The organism is Mesorhizobium sp. L48C026A00 (assembly GCF_000502375.1).
GTDB lineage: Bacteria > Pseudomonadota > Alphaproteobacteria > Rhizobiales > Rhizobiaceae > Mesorhizobium > Mesorhizobium muleiense.
This window is the reverse complement of the sequence record NZ_AYWU01000017.1, coordinates 196,712-219,831: the sequence shown is the minus strand read 5'-3', so window position 1 is coordinate 219,831 and position 23,120 is coordinate 196,712. Positions and strand designations below refer to the sequence as shown.

Genomic DNA, 23,120 nt, shown 5'->3' with positions numbered 1-23,120 from the left:
GCATGACCGACCTTTCCTGGCTGACCGCCCGACCCATTGCCCATCGCGGCCTCCACGACATGAACAAGACGCGCTGGGAGAACACGCTTTCCGCCTTTGCCGCTGCGGCTGAACGCGGCTATGCGATCGAATGCGATGTGCATCTGTCGTCAGACCGCATCCCGGTGATCATCCACGATGGCGATCTGAAGCGGCTGACCGGCCAGGACGGTTTCGTCTGGCAGCGCACGGCAGCAGAAATGACGGCCCTCAAGATCGGCGGCACATCAGATCGTCTGCCGACGCTGCAGCAGGCCCTCGACCTGGTCGATGGTCGCGTGCCGGTGGTCGTCGAGTTGAAAGGGGTTCCCGGCCGTGACGAAGGCTTGGTGGAAAGCGTCGGCAAGATGCTCAAGAACTACAGGGGCAAGGCGGCGATCATGTCGTTCGACCACTGGCTGATCCGCGACTTCCCAAAACACGCGCCCGGCATTCCGGGCGGGCTGACCGCTTATGGCAACGAAGTCAAGCTGATCGAGGCGCATTTCGCCATGCTGGCGCACGACATCGCCTTCGCCTCCTACGCCGCCGGCGACCTGCCGAACCAGTTTGTCAGTTTCGTGCGCGAAAGGCTCAAAATGCCGGTCATCACCTGGACCGTGCTCGACCAACCGGCGGTCGACCTGACCTTCAGATATGCCGACCAGATGACGTTCGAAGGATTTGAGCCGGATCTTGTGCAGGTCGCTTGAACTGAGCTTGCATGGACCGGCACGGAGCTTAAATAGGCCTCATGGATCAAGGCGATGAAGGCGACGGGCAAACGGCGAATGGAGAGTATGCGATCCGGGTTGCCTCCGGCATCGGAGCCTTCACCTGCGCCGAATGGGATGGCCTCGGCGGGACCTCACGCGGCGATACAAAAAACGGATACAACCCACTCGTTTCATTCGCTTTTCTGAGCTCGCTTGAGGATTCCGGCTGCGCCGTGCGGCGCACCGGCTGGCAGGGCCATCATCTCAGGCTCGAGACAGCGCAGGGAAAGCTGCTCGGTGCCACTCCCTGCTACCTGAAATCGCACAGCCAGGGCGAATATGTATTCGATCACGGCTGGTCGGACGCGTTCGAGCGCGCTGGCGGGCGTTACTATCCAAAACTGCAATGCGCCGTGCCGTTCACGCCGGTCACCGGCCCTCGCCTGCTGGTCAACAAGGGCGAGGACAGTCGCGCCGTGAAGGCCGGCCTGGCAGTCGGCCTGAAGGCGGTGACGGAAAAACTCGGCGTTTCCTCCGCGCATGTGACTTTCGCGCAGCTGAGGGATGTCGAAGCGCTGGAAGCGGCGGGTTTTTTGCACCGCACCGACCAGCAGTTCCACTTCTTCAATGAAGGTTATTCGACCTACGACGATTTTCTCGCCACGCTGGCATCGCGCAAGCGCAAGGCGATGAAGAAGGAGCGGCGCGAGGCGCTCGGTCACGGCATCTCGATCGACTGGCTGACCGGCAAGGACCTGACCGAAAGGGTCTGGGACGACTTCTTTGCCTTCTACATGGATACCGGGAGCAGGAAATGGGGGCGGCCCTATCTCAGCCGCGCGTTTTTCTCGATGATCGGCGAGCGCATGGCCGACGACATCCTGCTGGTGATGGCCAGGCGCAATGGACGCTACATTGCCGGTGCCATCAATTTCATCGGTTCCGATGCGCTCTACGGGCGCAACTGGGGCTGCATCGAGGACCACCCTTTCCTGCATTTCGAGGTCTGCTATCACCAGGCGATCGACTTCGCCATCGACCGTAAGCTGAAGGTGGTCGAAGCCGGCGCACAAGGCGAGCACAAGCTGGCGCGCGGCTACAGGCCGGTGACCACGCATTCGGCGCATTACATTGCGCATCCCGGCTTGCGTAACGCGGTCGCCGACTATCTCAGGCGCGAGCGCCGCGAAGTGGAGCGGATGGCCGGCTATCTCGAAGAGCACACCCCGTTCCGCAAGGATCTGGCGGACGATTAGAGCGACGTGCGTCCAATTGGACGCACAAAGCACGCTCGAAAGCATCGTAGTTTCCGAAAATCGATTCCGATTGTCGGGTCGATGCGGTAGGAGCAAGGCACAATCCGGAGCGCACGCCATGGCCGAACAAACCACCTACGACAGCAACAATATCTTCGCGAAAATCCTGCGCGGTGAAATCCCGTCGCATCGCGTCTATGAAGATGACGCGGTTGTCGCCTTCATGGATGTGATGCCGCAAGGTCCGGGTCATACGCTGGTTGTGCCGACGGCGCCGTCGCGCAACCTGCTTGACGCGGATCCGGCAACATTCGGCCCACTCTTCGCCGTCGTGCAAAAGGTGGCGGTGGCGGTGAAGAAGGCCTTCGGCGCCGATGGCGTCACCATCCTGCAGTTCAACGAGCCCGCTTCGGGCCAGACCGTCTACCACCTCCATGTCCACGTCATTCCACGCTTCGAGGGCATCCCATTGAAGCCGCATAGTGGGCAGATGGAGAAGCCGGAAGTGTTGGCTGAGAATGCTGGCAAGATACGGACGGCGCTGACAAACTGATGTCGGGCGTCGCACGTCCGGCCGCCCACCAGCCCCTCGAAGCAAAAAAGCCCCGTTTCGGGGGCTTTTTTAGCTTTCAGGCCATCATCCCTTGCGGGGCAGTTGCGGCACCAGGCTGCGCTTGCTGCCGTCCTTGCCCTTGGGCTCCGCCTTCTGCGCGACCGCCTTTTTCGCGGCCGGCTTCTTGCCGGCAGCTTTCCTGGGCTTCGGCGTGTCGTCCGGTTCTTCCTTCTTCGGCTTGACCGGCGCCTCGTCGGCGAGCGACTCGAGCTTCAGCCCGGTTTCGCCGGTCTCTTTCTTGTCGACGGTGACACGCACCGTGCCGCCCTTCTTGAGCTTGCCGAACAGCACCTCGTCGGCCAGCGGCTTCTTGATGTGCTCCTGGATGACGCGGCCGAGCGGCCGTGCTCCCATGCGCTCGTCATAGCCCTTCTCGGCCAGCCAGGCGATCGCCTCCTGCGACAGGTCGAAGGTGACGCCACGCTCGGAGAGCTGGGCCTCGAGCTGCATGACGAACTTCTGCACCACCTGGTGGATGACCGGCACCGGCAGCGAGCCGAACGGGATGATCGCATCGAGACGGTTGCGGAACTCCGGCGTGAACAGCCGGTTGATCGCCTCGACATCGTCGCCTTCACGCTTGGTCGAGCCGAAACCGATAGCCGCGCGCTGCGCATCCGAGGCGCCCGCATTGGTGGTCATGATCAGGATGACATTGCGGAAGTCGATCTGCTTGCCGTTGTGGTCGGTCAGCTTGCCATGGTCCATGACCTGCAACAGGATGTTGAACAGATCCGGATGCGCCTTCTCGACCTCGTCCAGCAACAGCACGCAATGCGGATGCTGGTCGACGCCGTCGGTCAACAGGCCGCCCTGGTCGAAGCCGACATAGCCGGGAGGCGCACCGATCAGCCGTGAGACGGTGTGGCGTTCCATATATTCGGACATGTCGAAGCGGATCAGCTCGACACCGAGCGAGGCGGCGAGCTGCTTTGCCACTTCGGTCTTGCCAACGCCAGTCGGTCCCGAGAACAGGTAGGAGCCGATCGGCTTCTCCGGTTCGCGCAGGCCGGCCCGCGCCAGCTTGATCGCCGAGGTCAAAGCCGTGATCGCGGTGTCCTGACCGTAGACGACGCGCTTCAGCTCGATGTCGAGACCGGCCAGCACCTTCTCGTCGTCGGCGGAAACCGTCTTCGGCGGAATGCGGGCGATGGTAGCGATCGTCGCTTCGATCTCCTTGATGCCGATGGTCTTCTTGCGCTTGGCCTCCGGCACCAGCATCTGCGAGGCGCCGGTCTCGTCGATCACGTCGATCGCCTTGTCCGGCAGCTTGCGGTCGTTGATGTAGCGCGCCGACAGTTCAACCGAAGCCTTGATCGCCTCAGCCGTGTAGCGAACCTTGTGGAACTCCTCGAAATACGGCTTGAGACCCTTCATGATCTCGATAGCGTCCTCGATGGTCGGTTCGTTGACGTCGATCTTCTGGAAGCGCCGCACCAAGGCGCGGTCCTTCTCGAAGAACTGGCGGAACTCCTTGTAGGTGGTTGAGCCGATGCAGCGGATCGTTCCGGACGACAGCGCCGGCTTCAACAGGTTCGATGCATCCATGGCGCCGCCAGACGTCGCTCCTGCCCCGATCACGGTGTGGATCTCGTCGATGAACAGAACCGCGCCCGGATAATCCTCAAGCTCCTTGACGACCTGCTTCAGCCGCTCCTCGAAATCACCGCGATAGCGGGTGCCGGCCAGCAATGTTCCCATGTCGAGCGCGAAGATGGTGGCGTTGTGCAGCACTTCCGGCACGTCGCCCTCGACGATGCGCTTGGCGAGGCCCTCGGCGATCGCCGTCTTGCCGACGCCGGGGTCGCCGACATAGAGCGGATTGTTCTTGGAGCGGCGGCACAGCACCTGGATGGTGCGGTTGATCTCGGACTCGCGGCCGATCAGCGGATCGATCTTGCCGGCCTTGGCCTTGTTGTTCAGATTGACGCAATAGGCGGTCAGCGCGTCCTGCTGCTGCTTTTTCTTGCCGCTGTCCTCTTGCGGCTCGGCGCCGCTCTGGCCCTGCTCGTCATCGGCGCCACGCGGCGACCGCGTCTCGGACGCGCCGGGCCGCTTGGCGATGCCATGCGAGATGTAGTTGACCGCGTCGTAGCGGGTCATCTGCTGTTCTTGCAGGAAATAGGCGGCATGGCTCTCGCGCTCGGCGAAGATGGCAACGAGCACGTTGGCGCCGGAGACTTCCTCGCGGCCGGACGACTGCACATGGATCACCGCGCGCTGGATGACGCGCTGGAAACCGGCCGTCGGCTTGGAATCCTCGTCATAGCCGGTAACGAGATTGTCAAGCTCGGTATCGATGTAGGTGAGAACCGTGTGCTTCAACTCGTCGAGATCGACGTTGCAGGCGCGCATGACCGCGGCCGCCTCGGTGTCGTCGATGAGCGCGAGCAGCAAATGCTCAAGGGTTGCGTATTCGTGGTGCCGCTCATTGGCGAGCGTCAGCGCCTGGTGAAGCGCCTTTTCCAGGCCTTGGGAGAAAGCCGGCATGTTACCTCACTTCTTCTCCATCACGCATTGCAGCGGATGCTGATTCTGTCGGGCGAAATCCATGACCTGAGACACTTTGGTCTCGGCCACCTCGAATGTATAGACCCCGCACTCGCCCACTCCATGATTGTGAACATGAAGCATGATGCGTGTGGCGGCTTCACGGTCCTTCTGGAAAAAGCGCTCCAGCACGTGAACCACGAATTCCATGGGTGTGTAGTCGTCGTTGAGAATGAGGACCCGATAAAGGCTAGGCTTCTTGGTCTTGGTTTTGGTGCGCGTGATGACGGCCGTGCCGCGACCGGTCTCGTTGCCGTCGCTGCCGTTTTGCATCCGCACCACATCTGTTGTGGCAGTCAAACCTGTCGTCACGTAACCCTGCCTTTTCGAATCCCCATATGAGTTCGACATGTAGGTCTTCGATGAACGATTTTAAGCCCTTCTGTTTAGCTGACAATATGGCTAGGTGGCCAAACTTGACCGATTTTTCGAAATCGTGAAGGCAGCAGAGCCCCTGATTTCAAATTGAGGGCATCGCATCGAAAGTACGCTAGTCAACGGCAAGGGAAAACGAAGCCTGAACTCTGTCATGCTGCCCACTGCTTCGGTCGATAGGTTGAGCGGTTTTCCGACCCGTCGCTTTGGCGGCACGATCCGATAGGCGTGGAGCACTTACGATTTATCGTAGATGCGTCAGCTAACGAAACAACATGCATCTGAATAACGAACCTGGAGGCGCATGATCCCTTCAGACGCGCTTTAGGTGCCAGCGAGTCTGTTTAGGCCGGACACACTTAGGATTTCCATCGTCCAACACGAGCGAGAACAGCGACAGGCAAGGTGCCGACGAGGACTATGGCAAGTGCCGCGATCGAGGCTTCCTCGTAGGTCCCGCGCGCCGCCTCGCCGTAGAGATGCGTCGCCAGGGTCTCGAAATTAAGCGGCCTCAACAGAAGCGTCGCCGGCAACTCCTTCATGCAATCGACAAACACGAGCAAGCCCGCAGCGACGAGCGACGGTTTCGAAAGCGGCAGAAGAATATGCCGGAATGTGCCAGTCACATTCTGGCCGAGGCTGCGCGCGGCGTGATCGAACGAGCGCGGAATGCGGCTGAAGCCCGCCTCGACCGAACCGACCGCAATCGCCAGGAAGCGTGCGACATAGGCGTAGCCGAGCGCTGCTCCTGACCCGATCAGCAGCAGGCCGGTTGGCGCGCCCAGCCATGCTAGCGCGGTTCGGTCGATCATCTGATCGAGGGCCGCGACGGGCAACAATATTCCGATGGCCACCACGGTGCCAGGCATCGCATAGCCGACCGTGGAAATCCTCTGCAAAGCCGCCGTGACGCGGCCGGGAAGCGAGCGCGCCGTATAGGCGATGATCACGCCGAAGAGCAGGATTGCGAGCGTGGCCATGGCCGACAGGGTGACGGTGTTGAGCGTTTCCGACAAGAGCCGGGGCGACAGCCCTGCGAAACGGACGCGCTTCCACGCCTCGACGACAAGATAGCTCGCCGGGGCGATGAACCCGATGAACACCGGCAGAAGGCCGAGCGCAAAAACCACCAGACCCGAAACGGTGCCGAGACGATGCGGTGTGAAACTCCGCGCCTTTTGTGCGCTCGACCAATAACGCTGACGACGGCGCGCCCAACGCTCGATGGTGACGAGCGCGACCACCAATGACAGCATGGCGAGCGCAATCTGCGCCGCGCCCGGCAGGTCGGACCGCGTCACCCATGTCGTGTAGACCGAGACCGTCAGTGTCTTCACGCCCAGGAACTCCGAGGCACCGATGTCGTTCAGCGCCTCCATCAGCGCGAGGCTGACGCCGACGGCGATCGCCGGACGTGCCAGCGGCAGCGCAACGCGCCAGAAGACGCCGCCTTTGCCACTTCCAAGCGTGCGCGACACCTCGACTAGATTGGCCGCCTGGGTGAGAAACATCGCCCGCGTCGTCAGGTACACATAGGGATAGAGCACGAAGCCGAGCAGCACGATGCAGCCGGCCATCGACCGGATGTCGGGAAGGCGGAATTCGTGTGGGCTGGTGAAGCCAAGTGCCACTCTGAGCGCACCCTGGACCAAGCCGATCGGATGGAGAAGATCGAGATAGACGTAGGCGATTATGTAGGTCGGCACCGCGAGCGGGAGGAGCAGCGCCCATTCGAGAAACCTGCGGCCGGGAAAGTCATAGGCGGTGACAAGCCAGGCCGTCGAGGTGCCAAGAAGCGTGACGAGGACACCGACGCCGATGAGTAGCGCCGTGGTCTGCTGGAAGGCCTGTGGCAGCACATAGGCGAGGAGATGCGGCCAGAGCCCGCTCGATCCCCGCAGCGCCTGCCAGATAAGGGCGAGAACCGGAGTCGCCACCAGCACAGCGACAAGCACGGTCGCCATGAACCACAGTCGCCCGGACCAGTACCGGGCGACCTTTAGAGTGGAGGCTTTCCGCAGGTCGACATCCGACATCGGGAGATCACCGGGCGCAGCACTGCCCACGCCCGGATCGCCCATCAGTTGTCGAAGCCGACCTTCTCGGCCAGTTCGCTTGCCTGCTTGCGATGCTTGACGATTTCCGTCATCGGCACTGGATCGACTTTCAACGCGCCGAACGAGGCGATGATCGGGTCGATCGGAGCGCCGGCCTTGACCGGGTATTCGAAATTTGCCTTGGCATAGAGTGTCTGGGCGTCGTCGGAAACCAGATATTCCAGCAGCTTGACCGCCTCACCCTTGTTCGGCGCATGCTTTGCGACGGCCGCGCCGCTGACGTTGACCTGCGTGCCGCCATCCTTGAACGTTGTCAGGACGACCTTGATCGCGTCGCCCCAGGCGACCTGCTCCTCACCGCCCTTGCCGGAGCGCATCAGTCCGACGTAGTAGGAATTGGCGATGCCTATCTGGCAAATGCCGCCGAGGATGTCCTTGGCCACATCGCGGTCGCCGCCGCCCGCCTTGCGGGCGAGATTCCCCTTGACGGCGGCAAGCCATGCTTCCGTCGCCTCGGCGCCGTTATGTGCGATGTAATCGGCAAAAAGAGCGGTGTTGTAGGGATGCTGGCCGGACCGGATGCAGACCTTGCCCTTCCATTTTGGATCGGACAGGTCCTCGTAGTTGAACGCGGCAAGATCGAGATCCTTGGCCGCGTAGAGTACGCGGGCCCGCATCGACAGAGCAAACCAGTTGTTGGCCGGGTCACGCAGGTTCTCCGGGACCGCGGCTTTCAGAACATCTGATACGACCGGCTGCGTCAGGCCTTTTTCGGCCAGGTCAGCTAGGTTGCCGACATCGACCGTCATGAGAATATCGGCAGGTGAGCTTTCCCCTTCCGAGGCCACACGCTCCGCCAGACCATCTTTCATGAAGACTGTATTGACCTTGACGCCGCTCGAGGCGGTGAAGGCGTCAAGCAGCGGCTGGATCAGCCCAGGCTCACGCGTGGTGTAGATGTTCAGTTCGGCCGCCATGGCGCTGGCCCCGCCAGCGAGGGCGAAGACGCCGCCCACCAGGGCGAGTCGCAATGTGGAAAGGCTCTTCATGAAGCGGTCCTCCATTAATTGATCGGTGCGGCCGGCATTGGTTGACAGCCCGGGAATTGCTCGATCATATGTGAGTAATTTAGGCAAGTTACTTTGCGACCAAAGCGCTTGCGACTTATGCCGCAGCGAATATCAGCACGCCGCCTGGATCTATGGTCAGATGGATCGGCTCACCCGGCTTTACATCGATCCGGCTGGTGGTGCGCAAGCGCAAGAGGTCAGCAACGCCCTCGATCCTGACCAGCAATTGTTCGATCTCACCCAGAAAAGAGCGGTTGACGACAAGCGCCGGCAGACCTTCGTCGGAACCTGAAAGGCAGACAGCCTGCGGGCGGATGCAGGCAAACGCCTTGCCGCCTTCCGGAAGATCGAGCCGGGCTGGAAAGGTGCCCAGCACCGTTTCGACCCGGCCATCGCGGTAGATGCCCTCTACCCTGTTGCACGGGCACAAGAATTCGGCGGCGTAGAGTGAGTTGGGATGATCATAGATACGTAGCCCGTCCCGACCTGCACAACCCGCCCCTCCTGCATCAGCACAACCCGGTCACCGACGGAAAGGGCCTCCTCCGGGTCGTGCGTGACGAGGATCGCCGTCGTCCCCAAGGCTCTCAACGTTGAAGTGGTCTCCTCGCGCACCCGCTCCCGCAGGCCACGATCAAGGTTCGAGAAAGGCTCGTCCATCAGCAGGATGACGGGTTTTGGGGCAAGCGCCCGCGCCAGTGCGACTCGCTGCTGCTCGCCACCTGAAAGCGTGTGTGGGTAACGGCCGGAAAGCGCCTGGATGCCGATTCGGGCGATCACCTCGGCCGCACGGGCGCTCGCCTCGCGCCGCGACAGCCGCTTGAGGCCGAAGGCCACGTTCTCCTCGACGGTCAGGTGCGGGAACAGGGCATAATCCTGGAACATGAATCCGATGTTGCGGTCTTCGGGCTCGACAAAGCTGTTCGCGCCCGCGATCTCAATGCCATTGAGCAGAATTCTTCCGCTGTCCGCAGTATCGACGCCTGCAATGATCCGCAAAAGCGAGGATTTGCCGCAACCGGACTGGCCGACCAGGCAGACGATCTCTCCAGGCGCAATCGACAGCGAAACGTCATCCAGCGCCTGGGTGTCGCCGAAGCATCGGCTGATGTGTTCCAGCGTTAGCGGAGCGCCGGCATCATTTATCGACCCATGCATCATTCGCCCTCCGACACGCTGGCTCATAGCTGTTTAGATCAGCGTCGATCGGCTGGAAACTTAATTGCCATGAAAAAACCCGGCCGCACGTTCGCGACCGGGTCCGTCTTGCTGGCCCAAGGGCCGTGTTCACATCTTGTAGCGAGATTATTTCGCCTTTGCGACGATCGATTCGAACGGCTTGTAGGCTTCCTTGGCGAGTTCGGCATAGAGGTCACCGATCTTGGTGGCTTCGGTGACGAAGGCTTCGTACGACTGCCTGGCAAAATCGGACTGGATCTCGATCGCCTTCTCCAGCGACTTGGCCGACAAAAGTTTCTCGGCTGCTGCGCTGCCGGCCTCGAAGCTTTTCTTGGTGTACTCGCCCGCCTCGGTGGCGATGGCCTGCGCGCCCTTGGAAAGGGATGCGAAGCTCTTCAAGCCGCTATCCGCAAACTCCTTGCCGTATTTGCTGAAATCTTCATAGGTCTGGGTCATTCACGCAATCCCTTGCCAGTTGTCCTTGAGCGGTGGACGCGGCCTTTTCTCGGGGCCGCGTTGTGCAATGCAAGTAATATATTGTGCACTGCACAAAAGTCAAGGTTTCACCGACTCTGGGTTTCACCAAGTGCCATCCGGCCAGCAGATCGGCGCAACCGTCGGGAAATGGCTAAGATTCGAATAAAGAAAAGCTCAAGCTCGAAGAAAATGGTGAACGCCGCGGTTACCATAAACGGATTGGTAACGCTGGCCGCGATAGCTTGGCTTGAAGTGAGGCAGGACCCCTTTGCCGCCTCCACCGCAACAAAAATTCAAAGGAACCATCGGTGCGTCAGGCGTTGTCGGGCATTCTCTCCAAATCCGCGTCCTCCTTGAAAACGATCATGATCCTCGCTTTGGCGATGACATTCGTCGTTGCCGGAGCTGCTTCGTCCATGGCGGCGAGGTCGGCGGCCATCGTCATCGACGCCAAGACCGGCAAGGTGCTTTACTCTTCGAATGCCGATGGCCGACGCTATCCCGCCTCGCTCACCAAGATGATGACGCTTTACCTGGCCTTCGAGGCCATGGCGAACGGCAAGATCGGCAAGAACTCCCGGGTCGTCTTCTCGGCCAATGCCGCTGCCGAACCGCCGACCAAACTCGGCGTCAAACGGGGCGGCGCGATCACGGTCGAGACCGCGATCCTGTCGATGGTGACCAAGTCGGCAAACGACTCGGCAACCGCAATCGGCGAACTTCTCGGCGGCAATGAAGCCAATTTCGCCCACATGATGACGGCCAAGGCGCGGGCCCTGGGCATGAAGGGGACTGTTTTCCGCAACGCCCACGGCTTGCCAAATCCCGGTCAGTTCACCACCGCGCGCGACATGGCGGTGCTCGGCATCGCGCTGCGGGAGCATTTTCCCCAGTATTACAGCTATTTCTCGCAGCGTTCCTTTCTCTACGGCCGCAGGCGCATCAACGGCCACAACCGCCTGCTTGGACGCATCAAGGGCGTCGATGGCATCAAGACTGGTTACACCCGCGCCTCCGGCTACAATCTCGTTTCCTCGGTCGACGACGGCGATCGCCGCATCGTCGCGGTGGTCATAGGCGGGAAATCCGGCGGCAGCCGCGACAACCAGATGGCCGCATTGATCAAAACCTACCTGCCGAAGGCGTCGTCGCGCGGCAGCGGCATGCTGATCGCCAAGGCCAGTGGTGGCAACCCGATCACCGCGCTGGCGAAAGTATTCCTGCCCAAGCGCGACGCGCCGACGCCGGACAGCAGGCCGGACGACGATGCGGCGTACAACGAGGCCCCGGACGGCGATGCCATTGCCTCCCTGGTGGAGGAAGCCGAGCCCGTCGTTGAAGAAGCCACCCCCGTCGTTGAGACCAGGCCCGTCTCCCAGACCAGGAAGGTCGAAACAGTGGCCGCGGCTACGGCGGACGATGTGGCGACCGCACGGGTCGCAGCAGCCTATGGCGAACCGGCAACGGTCGATCCCGTCAACACGGCATCGGTGCCGTCCGGCTGGGCAGTCCAGGTCGCCTCTTCGCCAAAACAGTCCGAAGCCCAGGCTCTCCTGGACGAGACGAGCAAACAGGCGCCTTCGGTCCTGGCCGATGCTGTGGGCTTCACCGTCGCCTTCGAGAAGGGCGGCGTCACCTACTACCGCGCCCGGTTCGGCTTTGGCTCGAAGACTGCCGCCTCGAAAGCCTGCAACGCCCTGAAGAGAAAGAAAATCGAGTGCTACGCCGTCCACCAGTAGGCGGCGTCGAAACATCTCCCGGAAGAATTCTGCGTCGAAGGAGACTAATTGTGATTGGAGAGCAAGACGTCCTTGGCTTCGTTGATCCGCGCCGCCAGAAACGAAGTGCCGCCGAGATCGGGGTGCAGGCGCTGCATCAGGCGGCGGTGCGCCTTGCGGACATCCGCCGCGGCGGCCCCCGCTTCAAGACCAAGGATCTTGTAGGCCTCCTCCTTAGTCATGGCGCCCGAACCTGGCGAAACACCCAGCCCGTCGCCACCATTCGCCTCCGCGTCTTTGCGCCAGATGGGAAATCTGCCGTCAAGATACGTCTCTAGCAGCTGGCGGCTCTCCGGGTCGCCGGGGAGTTCGCGATAAAGCTGCTGCAATTCCGCAAGGCTCATCGTGCCTAGCATCTTGCCTTCATGGCGGCCGGCGAGCACGAGCCCCTCCAGATTGCCGGTATCGTGATCAAGCTCCATTTCGAGGGCCGCGGTGCGCACCGTCGAATACTTGCCCGGCTCCAGTTTCGCCGTCGGCCGCTTCATCCGCATCGAGCCATACCAGGCGAGCGCCGTCGACAGGATCAAGCCGCCGATGCCCGCGCGTCCAACCAGAAGCGCGGCGACGCCGATCAGCGCCAGCAGGACAGGCCCAAGCGTCCTCATCCAGCTTGCGAGTTTCGCGGGGTCGGAGCGCAGAAACACCATGGCCACGCCGAGCAGCACCAAAAGCAACGCCACGAATGCGATAGTCGCGCCCATCATTTCCTGCCGCTCCGCAGATGCTCGATCAGCAGCCGGTCTTCCGGCCTGCCCCTGGCCTCCAGAGCCTTCAGCCCGCCCGTCGCAAACACCGCAACCGCCGATAGCAGGCTGGCCAAGGTTGCGGCGGCCCGCCGATCAAATCGGAACCAGGCGCCTTTGGACAGCCGCGCAATTTCCTTGAACGCCTTCTCCGCGCCGGCATCATGGCCCTCCTGAAAGACGAAGACAGGAACGCCGTGCAGGCCGAGGCTGCCGGCCTTTTCCGCCAGATCGTCGATATTTTCCTCCATCGCGTCGCCGATATAGACCAGCGCGTTGACCTTGGCCGCCGCCGTCTGTTTCAGCGCATGGGCGAGCACCTTGCCGATCTGGGTGTGGCCGCTGCGGCATTCGATCCGCGTCATCAGCTGCTTCAGCGCGTTCGTATCGGTGACGAATGCGGATGAGCGGCACTCGCCAAAACCGCGAAAATAGACCAGTTGGACCTTGAGCGCCCCGGCCTTGCCGACGGCGTCGAACATCTCGCCCTGCAGCGCACAGGCGAGATCCCAGGTCGGCTGGCGGCTCATGGTCGCGTCGAGGGAAAGGATCAGCCTGCCAGTACCGGTCGCGGACGCAGCCAGCGTCCTTGCCTGACGGATAAACGCGTCGATCTCGCCGCTGCTCGATTGGGATTCGACCGGCGCAGGATTGGCCTTTGCGGGCACGGGCTGCTTCTTGTCGCTCATGACATTCAAGATGTGGCGTTGTCGCACAGCTTGCAAGCCCAGCATGAGGCTATCTGGAGGGCCGGCGATCACCGCAGCTTTGAATTTTGGGGCCTTCCTAGAGAAGGCCGAGATCGGCAAGCTCGCGCCTGAGTTTCGGCGGCATTTCGACCAATCCCGCTTTGCCCTTGGAGAGATCGGCCGGTGCGTCCGACGGTTTCAAATAGCGCCAGCCTTGAAAGGCGCGGCGCGGCTGCCATTCAGTCGGCACGACCGCGGGATCGAGGATCAGGTGACAGCGGCCGATACCCTCGTCATCGGTGAAAGGACGGATTTCGGTGATCAACTGGCGGCACTGCACGTTGCCCTTGATTACCCAGTAGAGGGAACCGCCATCGGTGACCTCGGCGCTGCGCGTCGGCGTCATGCGGGTGGTGTGGTAGTGCTCGACCGGTTCACCGGCGCGCCGCCGTTCGTCGAGGCGGAACGCGATCCACTCTTCGAGATCTTCGACGCTGTCGCAGCCAACGCAGAGCTTTATGAGATTGAGGGACATGGATCAAGGTTTAGTCCGGCGCGCGAAGGCGTCAACTGGCCCAATCGACTTTCTCCACAGTGCCGACTTTCTCCACAGTGCCGCTGTTCTCCACGGCGCCAATCCACAGTGCAAGGTTTGGCTCAGCATTCCACGATATTGACGGCCAGTCCGCCGAGGCTGGTTTCCTTGTATTTCTCGTTCATGTCGAGGCCGGTCTGGCGCATGGTCTCGATCGCGGCATCGAGCGGCACGAAATGAACGCCGTCGCCCTTGATGGCCAGCGACGCGGCAGTCACCGCCTTGACGGCGCCGAGCGCGTTGCGCTCGATGCAAGGCACCTGCACCAACCCGCCGACCGGATCGCAGGTCATGCCGAGATGATGCTCAAGCGCGATCTCGGCGGCGTTCTCGACCTGCTCAGGCGTGCCGCCCATCACGGCGCACAGCCCCGCTGCCGCCATCGCCGAGGCCGAACCGACCTCGCCCTGGCAGCCGACCTCGGCGCCCGAGATCGAAGCGTTGGTCTTGATGATGCCGCCGACCGCTGCTGCGGTCAGCAAGAAATCGCGGATGCTTGGCTGGTCGGCCTCGGGATGGAAATGCAGCCAGTAGCGCAGCACCGCCGGCAGCGTGCCTGCAGCACCATTGGTCGGCGCGGTGACGACGCGCCCGCCGGCGGCGTTCTCCTCGTTCACCGCCATGGCATAGATCGACAGCCAGTCGTTGGCGAGCAGCGGATTGGGCCGGTTCTGCCGCCACTGCTCCTGCAGCTTGTCATGCAATTGTCGCGCGCGTCGGCGCACCTTCAGGCCGCCCGGCATGATGCCGTCCTGCGACAGGCCGCGCTCGATGCAGCTCTTCATGGCGCTCCAGATGCCGTCGAGGCCGGCGTCGAGTTCTTCACGCGACATCTGTGTCTCTTCGTTGACGCGCTTCATGTCGGCGATGGAAAGACCGCTTTTCGCGGCCATCGACAGCATCTCGACAGCATTCTTGAAGGGGTATGGAACCTTCTTGCCTTCGCTCGTCACCGAGCCCTTCGCCTTCATCCGCTGCAGTTCTTCTTCGGAAACCACGAAGCCGCCGCCAATCGAATAGTAGATGCGCTTGAGCAGCAGGCGGTCGTCGGCATCATAGGCGGAGAAAGCCATGCCGTTGGCGTGGCCGGAAAGCGGCGTCTTGCGATCCAGCACCAGATCCGTGGCCGGGTCGAAGCGATAAGACGGATGGCCGGGCGGCGAAATCCGCTTCTCGGCGGCGATACGGTCGACGATGCTGTCGGCCTGATCGGGGTCTACCGTCTGCGGCGTCTGGCCGGCAAGCCCGAGCACGACGGCGCGATCGGAACCATGGCCGATGCCGGTATAGGCAAGCGAGCCGTGCAGGCTGGCGGCGATGCGGTCTACCTTGGCGCCGACCGGGCGTGGCCAGTCATCTCCCGCGACCTCGTCGAGAAAACGCCGCGCAGCCGTCATCGGTCCCATCGTGTGCGAACTCGATGGTCCAATGCCGATCTTGAACAGGTCGAAAACCGAAAGGAACACGCGTCGCTCTCCTATTGGAATTTACATATAGGAATTCCTGTGATGTTTCCGCTCTTTCGAAGATTGCGGCGCTGCACCTGCCGACCTTGTTTGCTCCGGCAGCGACATCGTTGCGTTCCGCCATCGAAGCGCCGACACCGCTTGTGGTAAGAGGGTTGCATGGGCGATTCCTTCCATTTGTCGACGGCAGACCTCGTTGCGCTTGCCTTCTTCGTTTTCGTGTGGGTGCTGCATACGCTCGCCTCCGACGGAAAGCTGGTCAGGCGCATGTCGCTGACGACGGCGATGAACGTCCAGCGTCAAGCCTGGATGCGGAACATGGCCGAACGCGAGGTCCGCATTGTCGACACCGCCATCATGGCCGGCCTTCAACAGGGAACCGCCTTCTTCGCCTCCAGTTCGCTGATTGCGATCGGCGGCTGTTTTGCCCTGCTCGGCGCCTCCGATCAGGTTGTTTCGGTGCTGAGCGACCTGCCGCTCGGCGCGACGTCGTCCCGCTCCGCCTTTCAGATGAAGGTGTTCGGATTGGTGCTGATCCTTGCCTATTCCTTTTTCAAGTTCGGCTGGGCCTACCGGCTGTTCAACTATTGCTCGATTCTGATCGGTGCGGTGCCGATCCCGCACGGCGAGGCTTCACGCAACCCGGTCAGTGAGACGGCGGTATGGCGGGCGGCGCGCATGAACATGCTGGCCGGAAAACATTTCAATTCCGGCATGCGCGGCGTGTTCTTCTCGATCGGCTATCTCGGCTGGTTCGTCGACCCAAAAGTGTTCGTGCTGTCGACGCTGCTGTTGCTGGCGGTTCTGGTGCGTCGCCAGTTCTTCTCGGCGGCGCGGCAAGCCGTGATCGGTCAGCCGCCCGAGCCGACACCCGGTCCGGGAAAAAGCCGATCGATGCGGCCCGACAGCCGGTAGGCGACGAGCCCTCACCCCTTCAGGTGGGAGACGACACTACCACCACTTTTCCGGCTGGAACGTTCCCGCAGCCTCTTCGATGACATGGGCGGTCTGGAACAAGGTTTCCTCGTCGAACGGCCGGCCAATGAGCTGCAGGCCGAGCGGCAGGCCCTTGGCGTCGAGCCCTGCGGGCACGGCGATGCCCGGCAGTCCGGCCATGTTCACGGTCACCGTGAAGATGTCGTTGAGGTACATCTTGACCGGGTCGGCGGCCATGTCCTCGTCGGCGATGCCGAAGGCCGCCGACGGCGTCGCCGGCGTCAGGATGACGTCGACGCCGGCGGTGAATGCGTTTTCGAAATCCCGCTTGATGAGGTTGCGCACCTTCTGCGCCTGCAGATAGTAGGCGTCGTAGTAGCCGGCCGAGAGCACATAGGTGCCGATCATGATACGGCGCTTGACCTCGCGGCCGAAGCCGGCGGCGCGGGTCTTCTCGTACATGCCGACGATGTCCTTGCCCGGCACGCGCAGCCCGTAGCGGACGCCGTCATAGCGGGCGAGGTTCGACGAAGCTTCGGCGGGCGCGACGATGTAATAGGCCGGCAGCGCGTATCTGGTATGCGGAAGAGAAATGTCGACGATCTCGGCGCCGGCATCTTTCAGCCAGGCAATGCCCTTCTGCCACAGCGCCTCGATCTCGTCGGGCATGCCGTCGACGCGGTATTCCCTGGGGATGCCGACCTTCATGCCCTTGATCGGCTTGCCGATCGCCGCCTCGTAATCCGGCACCGGGCGGTCAACCGAGGTGGTGTCCTTCGGATCGACCGAGGCCATGGATTTCAAGAGAATCGCGGCGTCACGCACGTCGCGGGCGATCGGACCGGCCTGGTCGAGCGACGAAGCGAAGGCGACGATGCCCCAGCGCGAGCAGCGGCCGTAGGTCGGCTTGATGCCGACCGTGCCGGTGAAGGCGGCGGGCTGGCGGATCGAGCCGCCGGTGTCGGTGGCGGTGGCGCCGGCACACAGGAACGCCGAAACGGCGGAGGCCGAGCCACCCGACGAGCCGCCCGGCACGAGTTGGGCGTTATCCAGCGTGCGCGCGGTCCTGGTGCCGCCGGCCGAGACAAAACCGCCATCGCCCTGATGCGTGGTCGGCATCACCATCGTGTCGACGCGTGAACGCCGCCACGGATTGACGACAGGGCCGTAGTAGGAGCTCTCATTGGACGAGCCCATGGCGAACTCGTCCATGTTGAGCTTGCCGAGCATGACGGCGCCGTCGGCCCACAGATTGGCGGTGACGGTCGATTCGTAGTGCGGCTTGAAGCCGTCCAGCACATGACTGCAGGCCTGGGTGTGGATGCCTTCGGTGCCGAACAGGTCCTTGATGCCGAGCGGAATGCCTTCGAGCGACCCGCCCTCGCCCTTCGCAAGCTTCGCGTCCGAGGCCCTGGCCATGTCGCGCGCCTTGTCATCGGTTACGACGACATAGGCATTGAGCGCCGGATTGGCCCGCTCGATCGCCTGGAGATAGGCTTCGGTGATCTCGGTTGCGGTGATTTCCCTGGCGCGCAGCTTGGCGCGGGCCTGCGATATCGTCAGGTGGGTCAGGTCGCTCATCAGGCAAGGCTCTTTTCGTAAAACACCGACCACCCGGAATCGGGATAGTCCAGCACCGGGCCGCAGCGCGAAAATCCGGCGCGTTCATAGACGGTCCACGCAGCCGGATGGCGGTCGCCGGTTTCCAGCACCAGACGCTTCAGTCCTTCATTGCGCGCCAGCGCCTCGATTCGCTCGACGATCCCGGCGCCGATCTTCTGCCCGCGATGCGAAGGCCGCGTGTACATGCGCTTGACCTCGCCGACGGCGCCATCGTGGCGTTTCAGCGCGCCGCAGCCGATGGCGAGGCCGTTGTCGCGAGCGATGAAGACAGTCGTGTCGTTGTCGGCCATCTGCTCGACGGTCATGTGGGAGCAGTGCTCCGGCGGCGTCAGTTCCAGCAGCGTGTCGTTGAGCTCCTTGACCAGCCCGCGGACGTCGTCCTGCAGCGGCGTTTCGATGGCGATCTCGATTGCCATCGGCCCGCTACTCCACGACCTTCGGAACGAGGAAGAAATTCTCTTCGGTCGCCGGTGCGTTGGCGACGATGTCGGCCGCCTTGCTGCCGTCGGTGACGACGTCCGGGCGCTTCTTCATCTCCATCGGAATGACCGACGTCATCGGCTCGACGCCGGCGACCTCGACCTCGTTCAACTGCTCGACAAAGCCGAGAATGGCGTTCAACTCGCCGGTCATGCGCTCGGCATCCGCCTCGCTCACCGCAATGCGGGCGAGACGCGCGACGCGCTTCACTGTCTGCAGATCAACGGACATATTTGCTTGTGCCTCGGGAAAACCAGTCCGCGCTATAGCGGCGCGGCGCGTGCCGCGCAACATGCATCGTGCCGAGAACTCAGCCAGAAGGTCTATGGCAGGGCCACACCGTCGCAGAGGAAAAAGCTGCCGCTGTTGCCGCTCGCCTCGCTTTCGTCTTCCGCAGGTCGGACCGAAACCAGATCGATCTGCTTCGGGCTCAATTGCGTTACGGAGAGAACGTCCGGAAAGACATGTCCCGGCTCCTGACATATGGCTGCCACCGCCCAACTCGGCGATAGCGTCGCCTTGGTGATCTGAAGGAACTCGCAATCGTATTCGACGCTTTGCAGGCCACGCGCCGAGAGCACGATGTTGCCAGCGTCGATCAGCGCCTCCAGTGTGTACTTCTTGGCCTGCGCACAAAGGTCCTCGGACTGGAGATAGACGCCTTTGATGAAGTCCTCCGCGGCGGGAGCCGGGGAGGCCACAGAAAGAACAGAAATGAAAAGAAAGCCCCTTAAACCCATGTTTTCACTCCATTTTGGCGCCTTATACCTAGCGTCTTCTACAAGCTAATCGTCCCGCCGATCTCCGGCAACGCCACCTTCACGCCGGAACCCTCCAGCCCCGCGACAAATTTGTCGGCAGTCTGGTCGATGATCGGAAACGTGCCGAAGTGACTGGGAATGACCGTCTCGAACTGAAAGAAGCGCCGGCAGGCAAGGGCTGCCACCGCGCCGCCCATGGTGAAGCGGTCGCCGATCGGCACGATGCCGATCTTCGGCTCGTGCAGTTCGTTGATCAGCGCCATGTCGGAAAAGATGTCGGTGTCGCCCATATGATAGAGCGTCTTGTCTTCCTGGAAATGCAGCACGAGGCCGCCGGGATTGCCGAGATAGGTGTTCTGGCCCTTGTCGCCCGGGAACGACGAGGAATGCAGCGCCTGGACGAAGGTGGTGGTGAAGCCGCCGCAATCGATCGTGCCGCCGATATTGCCCGGATTGATCTTCTTGTCGCTGACGCCCTTGCCGACCAGGTACATGCAGATCTCGAAATTGGCGACCAGCATGGCGCCGCTTTTCCCGAGCACTTCGAGCGCACCGCTGATGTGGTCGCTGTGGCCGTGGGTCAACAGCACATGCGTGACCCCTTCCGCCGGCTCTTCCCAGCCGCCCGTCCATGACGGATTGCCGATCAGGTAGGGATCGATGAGGATTTTCGCCTCGGCGGTTTCGACGCGAAATGCGGAATGTCCGTACCAGGTCAGTTTCATGAATGCCTTCCTCGATTTTTGCTTCGCCAAAGGATAGAACGCCGGCAGTGAAATTAAAGTCCCACAGCGTCCTTTGCGGCGTATGGTTCGAGGAAAGCCGTTGAGCATCATCACCATCGAGGAGTTGCCGGCGCGGCTCGGCGGCGGCAAGACGCTGGCCGGGCTCGACCTTGGCGACAAGACGATTGGCGTGGCGGTTTCCGACCGGGGCTTTGCCTTCGCCCACCCGCGTCCCGTCATCATGCGCAGGAAATTCTCGCTGGATGCCGCAGTGCTGCTCGCCTTGCTGCAGAAAGAGAATGTCGGGGCCGTGGTGCTCGGCCTGCCGGTCAACATGGACGGGTCGGAAGGCCCGCGCGCCCAGAAATCCCGCGCCTTCGCCCGTAACATGGCTGGTGTGACCGACCTGCCCTTCGTCTTATGGGACGAGCGGCTGTCGACGGTGGCGGCCGAGCGGACGCTGATCGAGATGGATTTTTCGCGCCGCAAACGCGCCGGCAAGATCGATTCGGCCGCGGCGGCCTTTATTCTGCAGGGCGCGCTCGACCGGCTTCAGGCGCTCGGCGTCGACGCCTGGTCGAAATAGCGGTCGCGCATAATCCTGATCCAGCCACCGATCACCCGGCGGCGGCGAAATGCCCAAAACGCCATCAGCAGCAGGCTGTCGAGGATGCAGGCCTTCGCCACCATGCCGGGAATGAGCGCCGGATCGATGCCAAGCATCTCGCCATAGAGCTGGAAGACGAGGTCATGCAATTGGCGGCTCAGCATGACATAGCCGAAATTGATGTCGTTGAGCGACAGGAAGAACCAGCCCCAGAACAGGGCGAGCGGCGTCGCCCATAGCGCGAACAAGGTGCGCATCAGCGGTCCCTCAAGTTCGTGTCCAGCCACAAGTTCGTGTCCAGGGGGCCTGAAATGCGCGAGAGCGCCGAGTTGTGCGCCGCCGCGTTCGCCGTCAAGGAGCCCAATATATGCCACATAGCGTTCCTGCTTCCGTAGACAGGACAGTGGGCTTTGCGGCCTGCCGCTGCAATGGAAACCATTTGTTAAGGTTAACGGTCATCCACAGCGGCGGTGAGCGTTATCTCGCCTGATACCGTGGCTTGGACGTGGATTTCGCCCGCTCCCCAATAGGCCCTGGGCCAGTCATCGGAACGATCCTGACACCACCAGACGCTTGATACCTCAACTTCAGCTGCTGACCTTGATGTCGTTATCCGCGCACCAGGTCTTCAACGCTTCTTCCGTGGCTTTTTGCTCGAAGTCGTACCATCGATCAACGGCGCCCCTGTGCTCTCGCAATCATCTAGCGGCGCGACAAACGACGAGAAACCTTGCCGAAGTCGCTTCAGGTGACCGGGGGGTAGAGCGTGTCGATGATCATACGCGCGTCATGGCGCGAATCGAGCATGCCATAGGTGTTGCGCCACTGGCCGGCGAGGCGCGTCTCGACGAAGGCGTCGGCGATCCGCCCTGCCCCCAGCCTGCGAAGCTCCGCCGCCGCCGCCGACAGCGCCAGTTGCTCGGTGAGCAGACGCGCCGAGCCCTCGTCGGTTGCCGCGACCTGCATGGCTGCCTTGAGCACACCGACGGTGCCGCGCCCGCCGGCGCCGAGATCGCGATCGATGCCGGCCAGCACCTCCTCGAACAGTCCGGGTGCACGCCCCAGCACGCGCAGCACGTCGAGCGCCATGACATTGCCGGATCCCTCCCAGATCGCGTTGACCGGAGCTTCGCGATAGTAGCGGGCGAGCGGGGCCTCCTCGACATAGCCATTGCCGCCGAGGCACTCCATCGCCTCATAGAGCAGCGGCGGTGCGATCTTGCAGACCCAGTATTTGACGACCGGCGTCATGGCGCGCGCAAAAGCCGCCTCGCCGCGGTCGCCGGCCGCCTCGTCGAAAGAGCGCGCCAGTCGGAATGACAGCGCGGTGGCGGCGGCGACGTCGAGCGCCATGTCGGCCAGCACGCGCTGCATCAGCGGCTGCTCGATCAGATTGGTTCCAAACACCTGGCGGTGACGGGTGTGGTGGACGGCTTCGGCCAGCCCGGCTCGCATGATCGCCGACGAGGCGATCGCGCAGTCGAGCCGGGTCAGCGTCACCATATCCATGATCGTCTTGACGCCTGCCCCGGGCTCGCCGACCATCTCGCCGATGGCATTGACGAACTCGACTTCGGACGAGGCGTTGGAGCGGTTGCCAAGCTTGTCCTTCAGCCGCTGGAAGCGGAAGCCGTTGCCCGAGCCATCGCCGAGAATGCGCGGAACGAGAAAGCACGAAAGTCCTTCCGGCGCCTGTCCAAGCACCAGGAACGCATCCGACATCGGCGCCGACATGAACCATTTGTGGCCGGTCAGCCGATAGAAGCTGCTGCCGGCGCGCTCGGCCCTGGTGACGTTGGCGCGGACGTCGGTGCCGCCCTGCTTCTCGGTCATGCCCATGCCGAGCGTCAACCCGGCTTTTTCGACCGGCGGCTTCTGGCTCTGGTCGTATTTGCGTGTCGTCACCCGTGGCGCCCATTCGCGAAACAGTTTTGGGCTTGCCATCAGCGCTGCCAGCGAGGCGCTGGTCATGGTGATGGGACAGAGGTGCCCTGTTTCGAGCTGCGCCGTCAGGTAGAAACGGGCGGCCCGCACCTGATGGCGGCGGCCGATCTCGGCATCGCCATTTTCCCAGACCGACGAATGCAGTCCGTTCGCCACCGACCGGCGCATCAGCGCATGATAGGCTGGATGGAACTCGACCAGATCGATGCGCCGGCCCTGGCGGTCATGGGTCCTGAGCTTCGGCGTCTCGACATTGGCAAGGCGAGCCAGTTCCTGCGCCTCCTGCGTCAGCACGAAACGGCCAAGCCCATCGATATCCTTGCGCACCGGATCGGAAAAACGCTCGGCAAGCTGGATCAGCAACGGATCGCCTCGCCATGCGTTGCCGCCTGCCAGCGGCGGCGGCTGGTTCGTCACGTCGTCGGTCACACACTGTCCTTATCATCACAAGGCCACGAA

At 62.4% G+C, this 23,120-nt stretch carries 23 protein-coding genes and 1 pseudogene; 6 read left to right on the top strand and 18 right to left on the bottom strand.

Annotated elements, in window-relative coordinates; genetic code table 11:
- Window positions 1-2: 2 nt before the first annotated feature.
- From X738_RS67225 to X738_RS67215, 3 genes are all read left to right on the top strand, one after another.
- Complete coding sequence (locus X738_RS67225) at window positions 3-731, top strand: glycerophosphodiester phosphodiesterase (protein ID WP_023801216.1); 729 nt, start codon at window positions 3-5, stop codon at window positions 729-731.
- Window positions 732-772: 41 nt separating this feature from the next.
- On the top strand, window positions 773-1,990 hold the full coding sequence (locus X738_RS67220) for a GNAT family N-acetyltransferase (protein ID WP_023801215.1): 1,218 nt from the start codon (window positions 773-775) through the stop codon (window positions 1,988-1,990).
- A gap of 118 nt (window positions 1,991-2,108) precedes the next feature.
- Window positions 2,109-2,543 carry an HIT family protein gene (locus tag X738_RS67215; RefSeq protein ID WP_023801214.1) on the top strand — a complete coding sequence of 145 codons (435 nt, stop codon included), beginning with the start codon at window positions 2,109-2,111 and terminating at the stop codon, window positions 2,541-2,543.
- Between the two features lie 84 nt (window positions 2,544-2,627).
- On the opposite strand, the gene clpA is transcribed toward X738_RS67215, so the two are convergent.
- The 7 genes and pseudogenes from clpA to X738_RS88450 form a co-directional block, all read right to left on the bottom strand.
- Entirely contained in the window at window positions 2,628-5,093 is a 2,466-nt protein-coding gene (clpA, locus tag X738_RS67210) for an ATP-dependent Clp protease ATP-binding subunit ClpA (RefSeq protein ID WP_023801213.1), read from the bottom strand.
- Window positions 5,094-5,099: 6 nt separating this feature from the next.
- Window positions 5,100-5,426, bottom strand: coding sequence for an ATP-dependent Clp protease adapter ClpS (gene clpS / locus X738_RS67205; protein ID WP_023801212.1), 327 nt, complete (start codon window positions 5,424-5,426; stop codon window positions 5,100-5,102).
- A gap of 461 nt (window positions 5,427-5,887) precedes the next feature.
- A complete protein-coding gene (locus X738_RS67200) occupies window positions 5,888-7,609 on the bottom strand; it encodes an ABC transporter permease (RefSeq protein ID WP_084833809.1) in 1,722 nt (573 codons plus the stop codon).
- Window positions 7,609-8,634 (bottom strand): extracellular solute-binding protein, encoded by a 1,026-nt coding sequence (locus tag X738_RS67195; RefSeq protein WP_023801210.1) that lies wholly within the window; start codon window positions 8,632-8,634, stop codon window positions 7,609-7,611. The genes X738_RS67200 and X738_RS67195 overlap by 1 nt, the downstream gene beginning before the upstream one ends.
- 115 nt (window positions 8,635-8,749) lie before the next feature.
- Window positions 8,750-9,813: pseudogene (locus X738_RS67190) on the bottom strand (ABC transporter ATP-binding protein).
- 147 nt (window positions 9,814-9,960) lie between these two features.
- Window positions 9,961-10,290, bottom strand: a complete 330-nt coding sequence (locus X738_RS67185; protein ID WP_023801209.1) for a phasin family protein — start codon at window positions 10,288-10,290, stop codon at window positions 9,961-9,963.
- Window positions 10,291-10,624: 334 nt separating this feature from the next.
- On the bottom strand, window positions 10,625-10,750 hold the full coding sequence (locus X738_RS88450) for a hypothetical protein (RefSeq protein WP_280809885.1): 126 nt from the start codon (window positions 10,748-10,750) through the stop codon (window positions 10,625-10,627).
- On the opposite strand from X738_RS88450, the gene X738_RS67180 reads away from it, so the two are divergent.
- The gene (locus X738_RS67180) at window positions 10,728-12,050 is read left to right on the top strand and encodes a D-alanyl-D-alanine carboxypeptidase (protein ID WP_245277743.1); all 1,323 of its coding nucleotides are present in this window, start codon (window positions 10,728-10,730) and stop codon (window positions 12,048-12,050) included. The two genes, X738_RS88450 and X738_RS67180, sit on opposite strands and share 23 nt — an antisense overlap.
- 44 nt (window positions 12,051-12,094) lie before the next feature.
- Here X738_RS67180 and X738_RS67175 read toward each other — a convergent pair whose 3' ends face one another.
- The 4 genes from X738_RS67175 to X738_RS67160 form a co-directional block, all read right to left on the bottom strand.
- Window positions 12,095-12,796: a DnaJ domain-containing protein gene (locus X738_RS67175; protein WP_198032858.1), complete on the bottom strand. Its 702-nt coding sequence runs from the start codon at window positions 12,794-12,796 to the stop codon at window positions 12,095-12,097.
- The gene (locus X738_RS67170; protein ID WP_023801206.1) at window positions 12,793-13,524 is read right to left on the bottom strand and encodes a hypothetical protein; all 732 of its coding nucleotides are present in this window, start codon (window positions 13,522-13,524) and stop codon (window positions 12,793-12,795) included. Before X738_RS67170 ends, X738_RS67175 begins: the two co-directional genes overlap by 4 nt.
- 97 nt (window positions 13,525-13,621) lie before the next feature.
- Complete coding sequence (locus X738_RS67165) at window positions 13,622-14,059, bottom strand: DUF1489 family protein (RefSeq protein ID WP_023801205.1); 438 nt, start codon at window positions 14,057-14,059, stop codon at window positions 13,622-13,624.
- A gap of 122 nt (window positions 14,060-14,181) precedes the next feature.
- Window positions 14,182-15,585: an L-serine ammonia-lyase gene (locus X738_RS67160; RefSeq protein ID WP_023801204.1), complete on the bottom strand. Its 1,404-nt coding sequence runs from the start codon at window positions 15,583-15,585 to the stop codon at window positions 14,182-14,184.
- A 159-nt stretch (window positions 15,586-15,744) separates the two neighbouring features.
- On the opposite strand from X738_RS67160, the gene X738_RS67155 reads away from it, so the two are divergent.
- Complete coding sequence (locus X738_RS67155) at window positions 15,745-16,500, top strand: DUF599 domain-containing protein (RefSeq protein WP_023801203.1); 756 nt, start codon at window positions 15,745-15,747, stop codon at window positions 16,498-16,500.
- Between the two features lie 36 nt (window positions 16,501-16,536).
- On the opposite strand, the gene X738_RS67150 is transcribed toward X738_RS67155, so the two are convergent.
- From X738_RS67150 to X738_RS67130, 5 genes are all read right to left on the bottom strand, one after another.
- Window positions 16,537-18,102 carry an amidase gene (locus tag X738_RS67150; RefSeq protein ID WP_023801202.1) on the bottom strand — a complete coding sequence of 522 codons (1,566 nt, stop codon included), beginning with the start codon at window positions 18,100-18,102 and terminating at the stop codon, window positions 16,537-16,539.
- Entirely contained in the window at window positions 18,102-18,560 is a 459-nt protein-coding gene (locus X738_RS67145) for a GNAT family N-acetyltransferase (RefSeq protein WP_023801201.1), read from the bottom strand. The genes X738_RS67150 and X738_RS67145 overlap by 1 nt, the downstream gene beginning before the upstream one ends.
- A 7-nt stretch (window positions 18,561-18,567) precedes the next feature.
- Entirely contained in the window at window positions 18,568-18,855 is a 288-nt protein-coding gene (gene gatC / locus X738_RS67140) for an Asp-tRNA(Asn)/Glu-tRNA(Gln) amidotransferase subunit GatC (RefSeq protein ID WP_023801200.1), read from the bottom strand.
- A 92-nt stretch (window positions 18,856-18,947) separates the two neighbouring features.
- The gene (locus X738_RS67135; RefSeq protein ID WP_023801199.1) at window positions 18,948-19,364 is read right to left on the bottom strand and encodes a hypothetical protein; all 417 of its coding nucleotides are present in this window, start codon (window positions 19,362-19,364) and stop codon (window positions 18,948-18,950) included.
- A 38-nt stretch (window positions 19,365-19,402) separates the two neighbouring features.
- Complete coding sequence (locus X738_RS67130) at window positions 19,403-20,110, bottom strand: metal-dependent hydrolase (protein ID WP_023801198.1); 708 nt, start codon at window positions 20,108-20,110, stop codon at window positions 19,403-19,405.
- Between the two features lie 100 nt (window positions 20,111-20,210).
- Between X738_RS67130 and ruvX the strand changes: the two genes are divergently transcribed.
- A complete protein-coding gene (gene ruvX, locus X738_RS67125) occupies window positions 20,211-20,696 on the top strand; it encodes a Holliday junction resolvase RuvX (RefSeq protein ID WP_023801197.1) in 486 nt (161 codons plus the stop codon).
- Here ruvX and X738_RS67120 read toward each other — a convergent pair.
- Window positions 20,663-21,004, bottom strand: a complete 342-nt coding sequence (locus tag X738_RS67120) for a DUF6105 family protein (protein ID WP_373420440.1) — start codon at window positions 21,002-21,004, stop codon at window positions 20,663-20,665. The genes ruvX and X738_RS67120 overlap by 34 nt on opposite strands.
- Before the next feature lie 457 nt (window positions 21,005-21,461).
- A complete protein-coding gene (locus X738_RS67115; RefSeq protein ID WP_023801194.1) occupies window positions 21,462-23,090 on the bottom strand; it encodes a DNA alkylation response protein in 1,629 nt (542 codons plus the stop codon).
- Window positions 23,091-23,120: the final 30 nt, after the last annotated feature.